Consider the following 15,555-nt stretch of genomic DNA (forward strand, 5'->3'; position numbering starts at 1 on the left):
TTCCGCGAGTACCGCCACACCCAGTCCCACCGACAAGGGAGCCCGACGATGGCCGTGACACCCGGCACCAGCCTGTGGATCCGCCGCTACAACACCGCGCCGGGCAGCCCGATCCGGCTGGCCTGCCTGCCCCACGCGGGCGGTTCGGCGTCGTTCTTCGTGCCCGTGTCCCGGGGCCTGCACCCGCGGATCGAGGTGCTGGCGGTGCAGTACCCCGGCCGCCAGGACCGTCGCGGCGAGCCCAGCGTCGCCGACATCCCCACCCTCGCCCGGCTGGTCGCCGCGGAGCTGGCCGGCTGGCTGGACCGGCCGCTCGCCCTGTTCGGCCACAGCATGGGCGCGACCCTGGGCTTCGAGGTCGGCCGGATCCTCGAGAAGGAGCACGGCCAGGCCCCGGCGTGGCTGTTCGCCTCGGGCCGCCGGGCCCCGTCCCGGCACCGCGACGAGCGCGTCCACGAGCAGGACGACAACGGCCTGATCGCCGAGATGCGGCGGCTCAGCGGCACCGACGCCGGCATCCTCGGCGACGAGGAGCTGCTGCGGATGATCCTGCCGGCGATCCGCAACGACTACCGGGCGGCCGAGACCTACCGGTACACCCCGGGGCCGCCGCTGTCCTGCCCGATCACCGCGCTCGTCGGGGACGCCGACCCGAAGGTGACGGTCGGCGAGGCCGAGTCGTGGCGCGAGCACACCAGCGCGGCGTTCGACCTCAAGGTGTACCCCGGCGGGCATTTCTATCTCGCCAAGCAGCAGCGGGCCGTGCTCGAGCTGATCGAGGCGCGGCTGGCCACCGTCACCGGTCCGCAGGTCGGCTGAGAACCACTTCTCGAGGAGTTGCGATGCGAGACCTCATCGACGCCGTGTCGTCGGATTCGGCCTCCCCGGCCGACATCGCGGCGCTGGCCGTGCCGGAGAGCTACCGCGGCGCGGTGGTGCTGGCCGAGGAGTCCACGATGTTCGAGGGCCTGGCCGGCCCGGACAAGGACCCGGCCAAGTCGCTGCACGTCCGCGACGTGCCCACCCCGGAGCCCGGCCCCGGTGAGGTGCTCATCGCCGTCATGGCCAGCGCCATCAACTACAACACCGTGTGGAGCGCCATTTTCGAGCCGCTCCCGACGTTCGGGTTCCTCAAGCGCTACGCCCGTTCCGGGCCGGCGGGCACGCGGCACGATCAGCCGTGGCACGTCCTCGGTTCGGACGCTTCCGGTGTGGTACTGCGAGCGGGCCCGGGCGTGCACCGCTGGAAGCCCGGCGACCGGATCGTGGCGCACTGCCTGTCGGTCGAGCTCGAGTCGCCGGACGGGCACGACGACACCATGCTCGACCCCGGCCAGCGGATCTGGGGCTACGAGACCAACTTCGGCGGCCTGGCCGAGCTGGCGCTGGTGAAGGCCAACCAGCTGATGCCGAAGGCGGCCCACCTGACGTGGGAGGAGGCGGCCTGCTCCAGCCTCGTCAACTCCACCGCCTACCGCCAGCTCGTCTCGCGCAACGGCGCGCAGATGAAACAGGGCGACGTGGTACTCGTCTGGGGCGGCGCCGGCGGCCTCGGCTCGTACGCCACCCAGCTGGTGCGTAACGGCGGCGGCCGGGCCGTGGCCGTGGTCTCCAGCGCGGGCAAGGCCGAGCTGGCCCGCGCCGCCGGCGCGGAGAGCGCGATCGACCGCCGGGCCGAGGGCTTCGACTTCTGGGCTGGTGACGCGCCCGACACCACGCAGTGGCGGCGCTTCGGCGGCCGGCTGCGGGAGCTCACCGGCGGCGACGATCCCGACATCGTCTTCGAGCACCCCGGCCGGGACACGTTCGGGGTGAGCGTCTACGTGGCCCGGCGCGGCGGCACGGTCGTCACCTGCGCGTCGTCGTCCGGTTACGACCACCACTACGACAACCGGTACCTCTGGATGCACCTGAAGAGGATCGTCGGCAGCCACTTCGCCAACTACCGGGAGGCCTGGGAGGCGAACCGGCTCATCGTGCGCGGCGTGATCCACCCGACGCTGTCGGTGGTGTACCCGCTCACCGAGACCGGGCAGGCGGCCCGGGCGGTACACCGGAACGAACACAGCGGCAAGGTGGGCGTGCTCTGCCTCGCCCCGCGCGAGGGGCTCGGCGTGACCGACCCGGCCCTGCGCGAGCGGCACCTGCCGGCGATCAACCGCTTCCGCCCGCCCGGCGGGACCGAGCACTGACCACGGCGGACGTCCGCATGTCGGCATGGTGTGTGAGCTCGTGGTGCCCGCTCTGCAGGACCCAGGGCGGGCACGGTCGGTGATCGCGTCCCGCCCGTCGGGCGCTGCACGGCGCAGCGACCGGAAGTCTCCGTGATCATGCGCAACCCGGCAACGGCACCAACGGTTTTTCATGATCGCGGAGCGCTGATGTACCCCCGTGTACCACAAGCCTCCGGGATCATGGCAAACCCGGTGTGCGGTCAGCGGGGCATCAGGATCGCGGAGACATACATCCGCCCCTGGCCGCGCAGATCCGAGGTCGCACGCGATGAACGTTCGAGGTCGGAGTCGCGCGGCCACCCCGGCTGACCGCCTTGCTAGGGTGGGCGCCGACGGCAACGAGATCCGGGACTACCTGGACAGGGAGATCCGCGGTCACTTTCGAACTTTCAGGAGAGGATCTCCCATGTCTACGGCCTCCAGCACCGACGCCGCCGCGGCCGGCCGGGTCGCCCTCGTCACCGGGGCCAGCCGCCCTCACGGCCTCGGAGTCGCCGTCGCCCGCGAGCTCGCGGCGCACGGCTTCCACGCCGTTCTGGCCGGCCGCGACCTCGACCAGACTCGACTGCGGGCCGAGGAGCTGTCCGCCGCGGGCTTGGCGGCCACCGCGATCCGCATCGACCTGAGCGATCACGCGACCATCACCGAGGCCACGGCGCGGCTCGGCGCCGAGTTCGGCCGGCTCGACGCGCTGGTCCACAACGCCGCGCTGATGCCCGACTGGGACACGTTCCGTCTGCTGGATGCCGACGCCGACCGGGTCCGTGCCGCCTTCGAGGTATGCGTCTTCGGCCCATGGGCGCTCACCCAGGCCTGTCTGCCGCTGCTGGAGGCGGCGCCGGCCGCCCGGGTCGTCACCGTGTCCAGCGGCGCCGCGATGCAGGTCCGCGCCGGCGTCGCGCTGCCCCGGCCCGTCGGCGCTCCGGGGTACTCGATGGCCAAGTTCACCGCCGAAGCCCTGACCGCCTCGCTGGCCGTCGAGCTGCGCGACGCCGGGATCCTGGTCAACTCCGTCGACCCCGGCCAGTTCGCCAGCCACCCCGAGCTCGGCGACGACAACGACGGCCGCCCGACCGCCGAGAGCGCACGCTGGGTGGCCTGGGCGGCCATGCTGCCGGCCGGCGCGCCCACCGGCATGCTCTTCGAGGACGGCCGGACGGCCGACCTCGGCGCCCCCACCGGCTGATTCCAGCGGCGCGTGTGGCGGCGGCGCGGCCTGGAACTACCTGGGCACGCCTCAACCGGCGCCGAGGGTTGAGGCGGTGCGCAGCACGCCGAGCACGGCGATGTCGTCGGCCGGTGCGCGGTCGGCGAGCATCGCCGCCATCGCCGCCGTGCACAGCTGCTCCGCGCTCTGCCCGGCGCTCAGCGCGGCGGCGAGCTGCCGCATGCCGGCGGTGATCGTGCGGTCGCGCCGCTCGACCAGCCCGTCGGTGTAGAAGAGCAGGCCGTGCCCGGCCCGCAGCGGCACCTCGCTGGTCTGGCGGGGCGGGCCGAGGTCGGCGCCGAGCGGCAGGTCCGGCTTGATCATGACGAGCCGGGCCGGCTCGCCGGGCTGGATCCCGACCGGCGGCAGGTGCCCGGCGTTGGACAGCGTCATCCCGCTCAGGTCCGGGCCGATGACCGCGTAGATGACCGTCGCCATGGCGTCGGGCTCGAAGCGCTGCACCTTGTGGTCCAGCCGGGTGAGCACGTCGGCCGGGTCGTCGGTCTCCATCGCGTAGGCGCGCAGCGCGGAACGGATCCGGCCCATGACGACCGCGGCCCGCAGCCCGCTGCCGGCCACGTCGCCGACGGCGATGCCGATGTGGCCCGACGGCAGGTCGAACACGTCGTACCAGTCGCCGCCGACGCCGGACTCGCTGCCGGGAACGTATCGCACCGCGAGGTCCAGGCCGGGCAGGCCGGGCGGGCGGGCCGGCAGCAGGCTGCGCTGCAGCGCGAGCGCGGCCGCCCGGTCGAGGCTGTTGGTGCGGGCCACGGTGGCGTGCGCGGCCCGGTCAGCGACCAGCTGCAGCAGCTCGACGTCCTGCCCGGTGAACCGCCGCGGGGCCAGCGTGCCGACGTAGAGGACCCCGACGGTCCGCCCGGCGCTGATCATCGGTACCCCGAGCACCGACGACACGTGCGCGCCGAGCAGCACCGGGCTGATCACGTTGGTGTGGTCGACGCGCTCGATCGCGACCGGCTCGCCGCGGGCGGCCACGGTGCCGACGAAGCCGCGCCCGAACGGTACCCGGATGCCCTGGTGGACCTCGCCCTCCAGGCCGCTGGCCGCGGTCGCGATCAGCTCGGCGCCGTCACCGTCGAGCAGCATCACCGTCGCGGTGTCGGCGTGCAGCAGGTCGCGGGTGCGCTCCAGCAGCTCCCGCAGCAGGTCCTCCACGCCGAGGCGGGACAGCGCCGCGTCGGTGACCGCCTGCAGCCGGCGCAGCTGCTGCTCGCCCGGGGAGATCACGCCGGCTCCCCGGACAGCAGCGGCCACACCCCGGTCAGCCGCAGCACCTCCAGCACCAGCCCGGTCGCGCCGGCGACCCGGAAGGGCCGGCCGAGGGCGACCGCGGAGCGCCGGCCGTGCAGCAGCACGCCGATCCCGGCCGAGTCGATGAACTTCAGGCCGGTGAGGTCGACGACGAGCGTCCGCGCGGGCCCGAGGCCGGCGAGCCCGGCACCGATCGCGGCCTCCAGGTCGCCCACGGTGGCGGCGTCGATCTCGCCCTCGACGGCGATCGTCACCGCAGCGTCCGCGTCCCGCCGGGTAACCGACAACACCACCAACCACCTGGCCTCACGAGCGGGCGTTCGCCCGCATCGACTGTAGTACCTCACCCACGTTCGAGCAGCCCCCTGACCTTGGCCTCGGTGCCGGCCACCTCGCCCTCCTCGTAGGCCTCGACGATCCGGGGGTCGACGTAGGAGGCCCGGGCGACCGCGGGCGTGTTGCCCAGCCGGTCGGCGACCTCGCGCATCGCGTGCGCGACCGCCCGCCGCCGCTTGGTCTTCGTCGGCTGCGGCCCGATCTCCTCCAGGGCCACGGCCGCCTGCACGGTGCCGTGCCAGGTGCGGAAGTCCTTGGCGGTCATCGGCTTGCCGCTGACCTCGCGCAAGTAGTCGTTGATCTCCGCCGCGTCGACCTCGTGCCACCGGCGCCGGTCCGCCTCCCAGTAGGCGAACAGCCGGTCCTCGCCGCTCCGGCGGCGCCGCAGGTCACGCAGCACCGTGCAGACCTCGCCGTCCTCGACGGTGTACGACTGCTCGACGCCGGACTTGCCGGTGAACCCCAGCAGCACGCACCCGCCCCGGGCCTGGACGTGGTCCGGGCGCAGCGTGGACAGCCCGTAGGAGGGGTCCTCGTCGCGGTCGGCCGACCGGGCGCCGCCGACCCGGAACATCCCCAGGTCCAGCAGCCGCACGAGGGCCGCGAGGACCCGTTCCCGGCGCAGGCCGCGGCCGTGCGTGAGGTCGTGGCGCAGCCGCTCGCGCAGGCCGGGGAGCCGCTCGGCGACCTCCCGCGCGTGCGCGAACTTGGCCCGGTCGCGCCGCTCGCGCCAGGCCGGGTGGTAGAGGTACTGCTTGCGCCCGGCCGCGTCGACGCCGGTCGCCTGGATGTGGCCGCGCTCGTCCGGGCTGATCCACACGTCGCGCCAGGCCGGCGGGACGACGAGCGCCGTGATCCGCTCCACGGAGGCGGCGTCGCGCAGCGGCCGCCCGTCGGTGGACAGGTAGGCGAAGCCGCGGCCCGCGCGGCGCCGGCCGTACCCGGGCTTGTCCAGCCTGCTCCGCCGCAGTCGCACGGCGGTCAGAGGATCGGCTTGCCGCCGGTGACCGGCACGACGGCGCCCGAGATGTAGCTGGCCTCGTCGGAGGCGAGCAGGACGTAGACCGGCGCCAGTTCGGCGGGCTGGCCGGGCCGGCCGAGCGGGGTGTTCTTGCCGAACTCCGCGACCTGGTCCGGCGGCATGGTGGAGGGGATCAGCGGCGTCCAGATCGGCCCGGGCGCGACCGCGTTGACCCGGATGCCGCGGTCGCCGAGCAGCTGCGCCAGGCCCGCGGTGAAGTTCGCGATGGCGCCCTTGGTGGTGGCGTAGGGCAGCAGCGTCGGCTTCGGCTGGTCGTAGTTCACCGAACTGGTGTTGATGATCGACGCGCCGTCGCCCAGTTGCGGCAGCGCCGCCTTGATCAGCCGGAACATCGCGTGGATGTTGATCTCGAAGGTCCGCGTCCACTCCTCGTCGGTGATCTCCTCGACGGTCGCGTGCGTCATCTGGAACGCGGCGTTGTTGACCAGGATGTCGATGCGGCCGAACTCGGCGGCGGCGGTGGCCGCGATCGCCTCGCAGGTCGCCCGGTCGGCGAGGTCGCCGGGCACCAGCACGGCCCGCCGCCCGGCCGCCTCGACGTGCTTGGCCGTGTCCCGGGCGTCCTCGTGCTCGTCGAGGTAGGCGATGAGCACGTCGGCGCCCTCGCGGGCGAACGCGATCGCGACCGCCCGGCCGATGCCGCTGTCGGCGCCGGTGATGACCGCGGCCTTGCCGGCGAGGCGGCCGCAGCCGCGGTAGCTGGTCTCGCCGTGGTCGGGCTTGTGCGCCATCGCCGCGATCGTGCCGGGCGGGCGCTGCTGGGGTTCGGCCATGGCCCGGCGGTTACCCCGCCCGTCACGGGTGAAACTGTGTCCGGCCCCTCACCAACCCGGCGGGGGCGGTCGTGCCCGGAGCTCCACCGCGCTGTGGGGCCTAACCCAAGGCCCTCACCCGCCCCAACCGGTAGCGGCCGGGTTTGCCGGGCGGCACCGGGGAAGTTCTCGGGTCATGCGCATGCGCACCACCATCGCGGGTACGTCGATCATCGCCGTCGTCGTGTCGATCTTCGTCGTGGGGCGGCTGCACCATTCGAACGGGCCGCCGAGCCAGGCGAACCGGGCACCGCAACGATCCGGGTTCTATGTGGCCGGCGGCCGCCTCTACGATGCCGACAACACCGAGTTCGTCATGCGCGGCGTGGGCCAGAGCCACGCCGTGTTCCCGCAACGGACGGCCCGGATGTTCAGCGACGTCAAGGCGTTGGGCGCCAACACCGTGCGGGTCGAGCTTTCCACCGGGGTGGTCGCGAGACGAAACGACGCGGCCGACGTCGCGAACGTGATCGCGCTGTGCCGGCGCAACCGCCTCATCTGCGTCCTGGTCGTGAACGACACCACGGGGTGGGGTTTCCGCGAGGGCGCCATCCCGCAGGCCCGGGCCGTGGACTACTGGATCAGCATTCGCAAGGCGCTCGCCGGCCAGGAGAAGTACGCCATCCTCGACATCGCGAACGAACCGTACGTCCTCGACAACTTCCGCACCTGGCCCGGCGACACGATGGACTCGATCCGCCGCCTGCGCCGCGCGGGCATCCGTCACACCCTGATGGTCGACGCGCCCGACTGGGGCCAGGACCTGTCCTTCACCATGCGCGACCACGCCGCCGCCGTCTTCGCCGCCGACCCGGAGCGAAACACCGTCTTCTCGATTCACATCTACGGCGCGTTCTTCCGCGCCACGAACATCCACGACTACCTCGGCCGGTACCTCACGGCGAAGCTGCCCATCGCGGTGACCGAGTTCGCCTACACCCATCACGACGGCGACGTCGACGAGGACGCGATCATGTCCGAGGCGCAGGCGCAACGCGTCGGCTATCTCGCCTGGTCCTGGAGCGGCAACAGCGGCGACGTCGCCAACCTCGACATGGTGAACCAGTTCAACGCCAAGTCGCTCACCTGGTGGGGCCGGCGGGTCTTCGACGGTCCGGACGGCATCCGCCAGACCTCCCGCGAGGCAACCGTCTACACGCGGTAGCGCGTCGCCGCCCCGACATCTGGCGGGTGACGCCGTGTGTCTGGCGGCTGCCATCGGCGCCGCGGGCGGAGCACGATCGGAGCACGATCGATCGTGTTCATCCGCTCCGCGACCATAAGGAACCCCCGTGACCACAACCCCACCGTCCTTCGACCCCGAGCTCGGCGCCGTGTTCGCGGCCGTGCTGGCGCCCACCGGGCAGACGTCGGTCGCCACCGGCATCACGCCGGAGATGCTCGGCGCCGCGCGCGAGGCGCTCGACGAGATCACCCCGTCGCTGGAGGAACTGGCCGCCGACGAGCGGTTCGAGCTCGAGCGGCTGGGGGTCCCCGGGCCGGCGGGCGAGGTGGGCCTGCTGATCCTGCGGCCGAAGGGCCTCGACGGGCCGCGGCCGGTCGTCTACTACGTGCACGGCGGCGGGCTGATGCTGGGCACCAACCGCTACGGCCTCGGCCCGACCCTCGACCTCGCGCACCGGCTGCGGCTCGTCGTGGTGTCCGTGGAATACCGCCTGGCACCGGAGCACCCCTTCCCGGCCGGGCTGGACGACGCCTACGCCGGGCTGGCCTGGGTCGCCGAGCACGCAGGGCGGGTGTCGGGCGACCCGGGGCGGATCATCCTGGCCGGAGCCAGCGCCGGCGGCACGCTCGCCGCCGCGCTCGCGCTGCTGGCCCGCGACCGGGGGCGGATCGCGGTGCTGGCCCAGCTGCTGATGTACCCCATGCTCGACGACCGCAACGACACCGTCTCGGCCCGGCAGATGCGCGGGCTCGGGGTCTGGGACGACATCTCCAACGAGACCGGCTGGGCGGCCTGGCTCGGCGACGCCGCCGGGTCGGACGAACCGTCGCCGTATGCGGTGCCGGGCCGGGCGCCGGACCTGGCCGGCCTGCCGCCCGCCCTGCTCGACGTCGGCAGCGCGGAGACGTTCCGCGACGAGGTGGCCGCCTTCGCCGGGCGGATCTGGGCCGCCGGCGGCGACGCCGAGCTGCACGTGTGGCCCGGCGCGTTCCACGGCGCGGACACCCTCGCCCCGCACGCCGCGATCGTCCAGCACATGCAGGCCGCCCGGCTCAACTGGCTGTTGCGCCAGCTGGGCGAGTGAGCCCGGCCCCCGGGGCTCGCCGGTAGGGCAGACTCGAACGATGCAGCACCTGTCACGCCGGCTGGCCCCCATGGACTCCTCCGCCCAGGCCGCCCTCGACGTCATCACCTACTTCGACCGGCTCGCCCAGTCCCGGGCCGGTCTGGAGGCGGTGGTGCGCGGGGCCGCGGTGCTCAGCGGCGCGCCGGCCGGGCTGGTCGACGCCGGGCACCGGATCCTGGTCCGGATCGAGCCGGACGGGTCCCGCCACGACGCCGACCGGTCCGGTGACCCGCGCTGGCGCACCGCCCCGGTCTCGCTGATCCCCTCGGCGACGCTGTGGCTGGAGACCGAGCGGCGCGAGGCGCTGGTCGACGACATGGTCCTGGAGCGCGCCGCGATGCTGGCCGGCCTGGTGATCGGCCGGGTCCGCGGCGCCGCGCCGGCCCCGGACGCCCAGGACTCCGCGCTGACCGAGACCGTCGTGGACCCGGCGGCCGACCTCGCCGCGCGGCTCTCCGCGGCCCGCCGGCTGGGGCTCGCCAAGGACGCCACGGCCCGGGTCGTCGCCTTCCCCGACGGCAAGGTGACGATCCTGGCCCCGGGCGCGCGCATCCCCGGGGACCGGCGGGCCGGCGCCGGCCCGGTGCTGGCCGTGCCCGACCTGCCGCAGTCGGCCGCCCACGCCCGCATCGCCGTGCGGTTCACCGCCGACGGGACCGCCGACGACCCGGGCCCGCGGCTCGTCCACGCCGACGACCTGGGCACCCTGGTCCACCTCGCGGCCGCGATCGGGCCGCGGTCGCAGCCCTCCGCGGACCTGCTCGCGCTGCGCCGGGCGGCCGCCGAGGCGCCGTGGCTAGTGGCAACCCTTACCGCCTTCACCGCCCACGGGAGCATCCGCTCCGCCGCGGCCGAGCTGTTCCTGCACCACTCGACGCTGCAGGAGCGCCTGGAGCACGCCGAGCGCCTCCTCGGCCGGCCGGTGCGCACCCCGGCCGGCCGGCACCGGCTGTGGCTGACCCTGACCGAGCGCCTCCTGCTGCGCCCACCGCCCGCGGCCCCGAAACACGCCTGACCGAAACAGCCGGCGGAATCACTCAGCGACCGCGTCGGGCGTTCGCTTTGGGCGGCGGAGCAGGGCGGTGAGGCGGGCGTGCTCCTCGGGCGTGCCGATCGCCCGGCGGTGCTCGGGATGCTCGCGGTAGTGCTCGATCGCGCGGGCGAGGAACTCCGCGTTGACGCCGCGCCAGGCCGGGCGGGCGGCGACCGCCTCGGGGGTGGCGGTGTCCCACGGCAGGGCGACCTCGGGCTCGATCGTGCCGCGGACGATCAGCGTCTCGGGCGTCAGCAGCACCTTGCGGGCCCAGATCCGCGCGGCGACCGCGGTGGCCGCCGAGGCGAGCACAGCGCCGGCCGCGATCGCCACCCACGGGCTCCACTGGGGGAGGTACCGCCCGATGCTCTCGACCAGGAACGGCACCAGTCCCCAGAGCGCCAGCGCCACCATGGTGACGGAGACCCGGATCCGCGCGGCCGCCGGCGCGACGAACTTGCCGGGCCGCACGAGGAAGCCCTGGGGCTGGCGCTCGGGACCCGGGGCGAGCGCCGTGGGGATCCCGATCGCGATCCACAACGCCGCGATGGCGGCCACCTGCAGCAGGCCGGTCTGCCAGCGCGGCAGGTCGTGGGCGTCCAGGTGCGGCTGCAGCCAGAGCTGCCGCCAGCCGAGGAGGAGGTCCAGCAGGACCGCCCCGGCAGCGGCGAGGCCCCAGACCCGCCGGTCGATCGACCCGTCTTCCACGCGGCCGAGTGTAGGGGGTGCCCGGTCGATGTCAGGCGGTCTTGCCGATCGACGCTGCAGGAGCGCCCTGCCCGGTCAGCCGCTGGTCCAGGGCGACGGGCAGCCGGCGGGCCCGGGTCGCGGCCGCCGGGATGCAGCGCCGGCGCCCGGGCAGCGGGCTAGAGGTCGCGCCAGAAGCGGGCGCCGGCGGCTGCGACGGTCTCGTCGACCGGCACGCCGGCGCTGTTGGCGATGCAGGCCAGCGACAGGTAGAACGACGCGACCGCGACCACGTCGAGGACCTCGGCCTCGCTCAGGTGCTCGCGCAGCGCGGCGAACGCGGTGTCGCCGATGTCCTGGTGCCGCACGATCGCGTCGGTCGCGGCGAGCAGCGCCCGGTCCAGCGGGGCGAACTCGTCCGGCGCGGCCGGCCAGTCCGGCAACGCCAGCAGCTGCGCCTCGGTCAGGCCGTTCTGCAGCCCCATCGGTACATGATGGGAGAACGAGTAGCGGCAGCCGGTCAGCAGCGAGACGCGCAGGATGACCAGCTCCGACTCGCGGCGGGGCAGCGTGCTGGCGAACCGGACCGCGTCGCTGAACGTGCCCCAGCCGGCGAGGAACTTCGGCGAGCGGCCCATCACCCGCATCAGGTTCGGCACCCGCCGGCCCGCGTCCCGCAGCGGCGCGGTCAGCTCGTCGAACTCGGCCTGCTCCCCGTCGGCGACGAGGGTGACCCGCGGGCTCACAGCGCGGCCGCGATCTGCTCGGCGTGCGCGTCGGCGTCGCCCCACGACACGTCGTGGACCCAGGCGCGCTTCAGGAAATAGTGCACTTCGACCTCCCAGGCGAATCCCATGCCGCCGTGCAGCTGGACGGCGGCCAGACAGTTGCGCGTCGCCGCCTCGTCGGCGAGCAGCTTGGCGGCGGAGACCGCGCGGGGTGGCAGGCCCGGGGTCGCGGCGGCGGCGTGCACCGCGGCGCGGGCGAGCTCCAGGCGCACCAGCATGTCGGCCGCGGCGTGCTTGACCGCCTGGAACGACCCGACCGGCCGGCCGAACTGCTCGCGCTCGCTCACGTAGCGCACGGACCGCGAAAGCGCGGCGGCGGCGATGCCGGCCTGCAGCGCCGCGGTCAGCAGCGCGCCCTCCAGACGCAGCCGCCGCACGTCGGCGCCGACCGGCTCGCCCGGCGGCAGCGCGGCGACGCGGTGCACCGGCGTCCACGGGTCGAGCGGCCGCGCGGTGGGCGTGGCGTCCAGCGCGCCCGGGTCGACCCGGCTCAGCCGGTCGCCGTCGAGGACCCACAGGTCGTCGAGGTCGGCGAGGTGCTCGACGAGCAGCGGGCCGGGCTCGGCCGGGCGCTCGACCAGGCCCACCCGCCGGGTCGCCGAGCCGGCCAGGTGGGTCGCCACCAGCGGGCCGGGGACCGCCGACCGGCCCAGCTCCTCGAAGACCAGCACGGCGTCGGTCAGGCCCAGTCCGACGCCGCCGTCCGCCTCGGGCACCCGCAGGGTGAACACGCCCATCTCGGCCAGGCGGCCCCACAGCGCCGGGTCGACCAGGTGGTCCTCGCGGGCCAGGTCGATCCCCGCGCACAGGTCCCGGACCGCCTCGCGCAGGGCGCGCTGGTCCTCCGTCGGCAGCAGGTGCATCGGGGCCGTCCCTACTTCGGCAGGCCGAGGATCCGCTCGGCGATGATGTTGCGCTGGATGTTCGAGGTACCGCCGGCGATGGTCAGCGACAGCGCCCGCAGCCGCTCCTCGACGTAGTAGCCGTTGCCCAGGTCGCCGAGGTCGTCCATGGTCAGCCCGGCCCGGCCCAGCAGGCGGCTGAACAGGTCGGCGAGCGTGAAGCGCAGCTCGGTGAGGCGCAGCTTGAACACCGAGTTGCCGATGCCCGGCACCGAGCCCGCGCTCGCCTCGGAGACGTTGCGCAGGGTCAGCGCCCACAGCGCGTCGTACTGCGCCGCCAGGTGCGCGACCTCGCGCCGCAGCCCGGCGTCGGCCCACCGGTTGCGGGCGCGGGCCAGCTTGGCGAGCTCTTCCACCAGTACCATCGAATTGACCAGCTCACCGGTGAACGCCGTGCCGCGCTCGAAGCTCAGCGTCACCATCGCGACGCGCCAGCCGTCGTTCTCGGCGCCGACCCGGTTGGCGACCGGCACCCGGACCTCGTCCAGGAACAGCTCGGCGAAGTCGGTCGAGCCCATGATGGTGCGCAGCGGTCGCAGCCGGATGCCGGGGCTGTCCATCGGCATGATCAGCCAGGTGAGGCCCTTGTGCTTCGGCGCGTCCGGGTCGGTGCGCACGACGATCTCGCAGAAGTCGGCGACCAGCGAGTGCGAGGTCCAGATCTTCTGGCCGGTGAGCACGTAGTGGTCGCCGTCGCGGACCGCGCGGGTGCGCAGCGAGGCGAGGTCGGAGCCGGCGCCGGGCTCGGAGAAGCCCTGGCACCAGATCTCGTCGCCGCGCAGGATCGGGCCGAGGTAGCGCGCCTTCTGCTCGGGCGTGCCCTCGGTGGCGATCGTCGGGCCGGCGTGCTTGAGGCCGACGAAGTTGGCGACCCCGTAGGGCGCCCGGGCCCGCTCGGTCTCCTCCAGCAGGATCAGCTGCATGACCGGGGAGGCGCCGCGGCCGCCGTACTCCACCGGCCAGTCCATGCCGCCGTAGCCGGCGTCGTAGAGCATCCGCTGCCAGGCGGTGTCGAAGACCCGGCGGGCGGGCCAGTCCTCGGCCGGCGGGGCGGGCGGCAGCGCCGGCAGCACCTCGGCCAGCCAGCCGCGCACCTCTTCGCGGAAGGCGGACTCCGCGGCGGTATAGGTGATGTCCACGGCGGCCTCAGTCCAGCGGCTGGAAGCTGGGCAGCCGCCGCTCGGCGCGGGCGGCCATCGCCTCGGGCAGGTCGGGCGAGCCGAACGAGGCCTGCATCAGCGCGAGCGCGGCGTCGGCCGAGGCGGCGAGCGGCCGCTCCAGGTCGGCGTGGACCTGGGCCTTGATGGTGGCCAGGGCGCGCGGCGCGCAGTTGGCCGCCATGTCCGCCGCGTACTCCTGCGCCGCCTTGAGCACCTCGCCCGCGGGCAGGGCCCGGTGGGCGAGGCCGATCGCCTTGGCCTCCTCGCCGCTCAGCGTGCGGCCGCTGAGCAGGATGTCCAGCGCCGGGCCGAGCCCGACCAGGCGGGGCAGCATCCACGCGGTGCCGTACTCGGCGACCAGGCCCAGGCGCGCGAAGGTGGTGGTGAGCTTCGCCTCGGCGGCCACGAACCGCACGTCGCAGAACAGCGGCAGCGCGAAGCCGACGCCGGCGGCGGAGCCGTTGACGGCGGCGACGACCGGCTTGCGGATCTCGGCGGCGAGCTGGGGTCGTACCCCTTCCGGAGAAGTGCCGGCGTCGATGCTCTCCAGGAATGCCAGGTCGGCGCCGCCGCAGAAGCCGCGGCCGGCGCCGGTGATCACCACCACCCGCACGCCGGGATCGGCGTCGGCGCGGCGCAGCGCGTCGTTGTAGGCGGCGCCCATCTCCGGGATGAACGCGTTGAACCGGTCGGGCCGGTTGAGCGTGACCGTGGCGACGCCCGCCTGAACTTCATAAAGAATGGTTTTTTCAGGGCCCGGGTCCGCGTCACTGGCGGACCGTTCCTCCCGGGCGACTCGGTCGGCGCTGGCGCGCCTCCCTGCGACTCCGTCGTGCCCAGAACCCCCTGACGGCGCGCTCATGCGGCGACCTTGAGCACCCGGGCGGCGTTGCCGCGCAGGAATTTCGGCCACACCTCGTCCTTGAGCGGCAGGTGGTGCAGCTCGCGGAAGATGCGCTCCAGCTCCAGGCCGTAGGGGTAGTAGCCGCCGTAGATGACCTTGTCGGAGCCGCGGGTGTTGGCGAAGTCGATGATCGCGGCGGGGTAGTACTTCGGCGCGAAGCCGGTCGTGGAGTAGTAGAGGTTGGGGTACTTCAGCAGCAGCTTGACGGTGAGGTCGACCCACGGCTCGCAGCAGTGCCGGAACACGAACTTGAGCTCCGGGAAGAAGCAGCAGACCTCGTCGACCAGGCCCGGGTGCTGGCTCTCGAAGGGCACCTGGGGGCCGGGCACGCCGCCGTTGACGAAGATCGGGACGTCCAGCTCGATGCACTTGGCGTAGAGCGGGTACACGCGCTTGTCGTTGATCGGCACCGGCGGGGTGAGGATCGACGGCATGTACTGCGCGCCCACGACGCCGAGCTCCTCGACCGCGCGCTGCAGGTCGCGGACCACCGCCATGCCCCGGTTGGGGTCGACGTCGAGGCAGCCGAGCAGCCGGTCCGGGTGGTCCGTGATCGCCTTCGCGGCCATCTCGTCGCCGGGCAGGACCGGGATCAGGCCCTTTTCGATGTGGTACTGGTCCATCGCGCGCAGCAGGTCATCGACGCTGCCCTCGTGCCGGCGCACCTGCGGGAACTGCTTGAACATGTAGGTGATCTGCTCGTGCAGGTCGACCTCGTCGCTGGGCACCTCCTCCATGGGCAGCCCGATGAGGGTGTCGATCACGCCGATGTCGGTTGGGTATGCCATCCACAGCCTCCGCCGCTCGTCCACCTAGCAAGCGCTTGTTTCATCCCGAAGGATGCCACGAAACCTGCCCGAACG

The 15,555-nt window shown here is 73.7% G+C and carries 16 protein-coding genes; 6 read left to right on the forward strand and 10 right to left on the reverse strand.

Annotated features, from left to right (window positions below; all coding sequences use genetic code 11):
* The first annotated feature begins 48 nt into the window (after positions 1 to 48).
* From ACQPXD_RS24940 to ACQPXD_RS24950, 3 genes are all read left to right on the forward strand, one after another.
* Positions 49 to 819 (forward strand): thioesterase II family protein, encoded by a 771-nt coding sequence (locus ACQPXD_RS24940; protein WP_432842512.1) that lies wholly within the window; start codon positions 49 to 51, stop codon positions 817 to 819.
* Between the two features lie 23 nt (positions 820 to 842).
* Positions 843 to 2,192, forward strand: a complete 1,350-nt coding sequence (ccrA, locus tag ACQPXD_RS24945; RefSeq protein WP_432842514.1) for a crotonyl-CoA carboxylase/reductase — start codon at positions 843 to 845, stop codon at positions 2,190 to 2,192.
* Positions 2,193 to 2,640: 448 nt separating this feature from the next.
* Positions 2,641 to 3,420 (forward strand): SDR family NAD(P)-dependent oxidoreductase, encoded by a 780-nt coding sequence (locus ACQPXD_RS24950; RefSeq protein WP_432842516.1) that lies wholly within the window; start codon positions 2,641 to 2,643, stop codon positions 3,418 to 3,420.
* Between the two features lie 51 nt (positions 3,421 to 3,471).
* Here the strand turns inward: ACQPXD_RS24950 and ACQPXD_RS24955 are convergent, their stop codons facing one another.
* From ACQPXD_RS24955 to ACQPXD_RS24970, 4 genes are read right to left on the reverse strand one after another with little or no spacing between them, the layout of a single operon-like run.
* On the reverse strand, positions 3,472 to 4,692 hold the full coding sequence (locus tag ACQPXD_RS24955) for a PP2C family protein-serine/threonine phosphatase (RefSeq protein ID WP_432842518.1): 1,221 nt from the start codon (positions 4,690 to 4,692) through the stop codon (positions 3,472 to 3,474).
* Positions 4,689 to 5,006, reverse strand: coding sequence for an STAS domain-containing protein (locus ACQPXD_RS24960; RefSeq protein ID WP_432842520.1), 318 nt, complete (start codon positions 5,004 to 5,006; stop codon positions 4,689 to 4,691). The genes ACQPXD_RS24955 and ACQPXD_RS24960 overlap by 4 nt, the downstream gene beginning before the upstream one ends.
* 53 nt (positions 5,007 to 5,059) lie before the next feature.
* Positions 5,060 to 6,028 (reverse strand): DNA topoisomerase IB, encoded by a 969-nt coding sequence (locus ACQPXD_RS24965; RefSeq protein WP_432842522.1) that lies wholly within the window; start codon positions 6,026 to 6,028, stop codon positions 5,060 to 5,062.
* Positions 6,029 to 6,033: 5 nt separating this feature from the next.
* Entirely contained in the window at positions 6,034 to 6,867 is an 834-nt protein-coding gene (locus tag ACQPXD_RS24970) for an SDR family oxidoreductase (RefSeq protein WP_432842524.1), read from the reverse strand.
* Between the two features lie 181 nt (positions 6,868 to 7,048).
* Here ACQPXD_RS24970 and ACQPXD_RS24975 point away from each other — a divergent pair, with 181 nt between their 5' ends.
* The 3 genes from ACQPXD_RS24975 to ACQPXD_RS24985 all read left to right on the forward strand — a co-directional run bounded on the left by ACQPXD_RS24975 (position 7,049) and on the right by ACQPXD_RS24985 (position 10,233).
* A complete protein-coding gene (locus ACQPXD_RS24975) occupies positions 7,049 to 8,071 on the forward strand; it encodes a cellulase family glycosylhydrolase (protein ID WP_432842526.1) in 1,023 nt (340 codons plus the stop codon).
* 127 nt (positions 8,072 to 8,198) lie between these two features.
* On the forward strand, positions 8,199 to 9,176 hold the full coding sequence (locus ACQPXD_RS24980; RefSeq protein ID WP_432842528.1) for an alpha/beta hydrolase: 978 nt from the start codon (positions 8,199 to 8,201) through the stop codon (positions 9,174 to 9,176).
* A gap of 40 nt (positions 9,177 to 9,216) precedes the next feature.
* Entirely contained in the window at positions 9,217 to 10,233 is a 1,017-nt protein-coding gene (locus ACQPXD_RS24985) for a helix-turn-helix domain-containing protein (RefSeq protein ID WP_432842530.1), read from the forward strand.
* A gap of 18 nt (positions 10,234 to 10,251) precedes the next feature.
* Here ACQPXD_RS24985 and ACQPXD_RS24990 read toward each other — a convergent pair whose 3' ends face one another.
* The 6 genes from ACQPXD_RS24990 to ACQPXD_RS25015 all read right to left on the reverse strand — a co-directional run bounded on the left by ACQPXD_RS24990 (position 10,252) and on the right by ACQPXD_RS25015 (position 15,480).
* Positions 10,252 to 10,959, reverse strand: coding sequence for a hypothetical protein (locus tag ACQPXD_RS24990; protein ID WP_432842532.1), 708 nt, complete (start codon positions 10,957 to 10,959; stop codon positions 10,252 to 10,254).
* 158 nt (positions 10,960 to 11,117) lie between these two features.
* Positions 11,118 to 11,684, reverse strand: coding sequence for a carboxymuconolactone decarboxylase family protein (locus ACQPXD_RS24995; RefSeq protein ID WP_432842534.1), 567 nt, complete (start codon positions 11,682 to 11,684; stop codon positions 11,118 to 11,120).
* Positions 11,681 to 12,589, reverse strand: coding sequence for an acyl-CoA dehydrogenase family protein (locus ACQPXD_RS25000; RefSeq protein WP_432842536.1), 909 nt, complete (start codon positions 12,587 to 12,589; stop codon positions 11,681 to 11,683). Before ACQPXD_RS25000 ends, ACQPXD_RS24995 begins: the two co-directional genes overlap by 4 nt.
* An 11-nt stretch (positions 12,590 to 12,600) precedes the next feature.
* On the reverse strand, positions 12,601 to 13,767 hold the full coding sequence (locus tag ACQPXD_RS25005) for an acyl-CoA dehydrogenase family protein (protein ID WP_432842538.1): 1,167 nt from the start codon (positions 13,765 to 13,767) through the stop codon (positions 12,601 to 12,603).
* Between the two features lie 7 nt (positions 13,768 to 13,774).
* A complete protein-coding gene (locus ACQPXD_RS25010; RefSeq protein ID WP_432842540.1) occupies positions 13,775 to 14,650 on the reverse strand; it encodes an enoyl-CoA hydratase-related protein in 876 nt (291 codons plus the stop codon).
* Positions 14,647 to 15,480: an amidohydrolase family protein gene (locus ACQPXD_RS25015; protein WP_432842542.1), complete on the reverse strand. Its 834-nt coding sequence runs from the start codon at positions 15,478 to 15,480 to the stop codon at positions 14,647 to 14,649. Before ACQPXD_RS25015 ends, ACQPXD_RS25010 begins: the two co-directional genes overlap by 4 nt.
* Positions 15,481 to 15,555: the final 75 nt, after the last annotated feature.

The organism is Dactylosporangium sp. CA-092794 (genome assembly GCF_050948465.1).
GTDB lineage: Bacteria > Actinomycetota > Actinomycetes > Mycobacteriales > Micromonosporaceae > Dactylosporangium.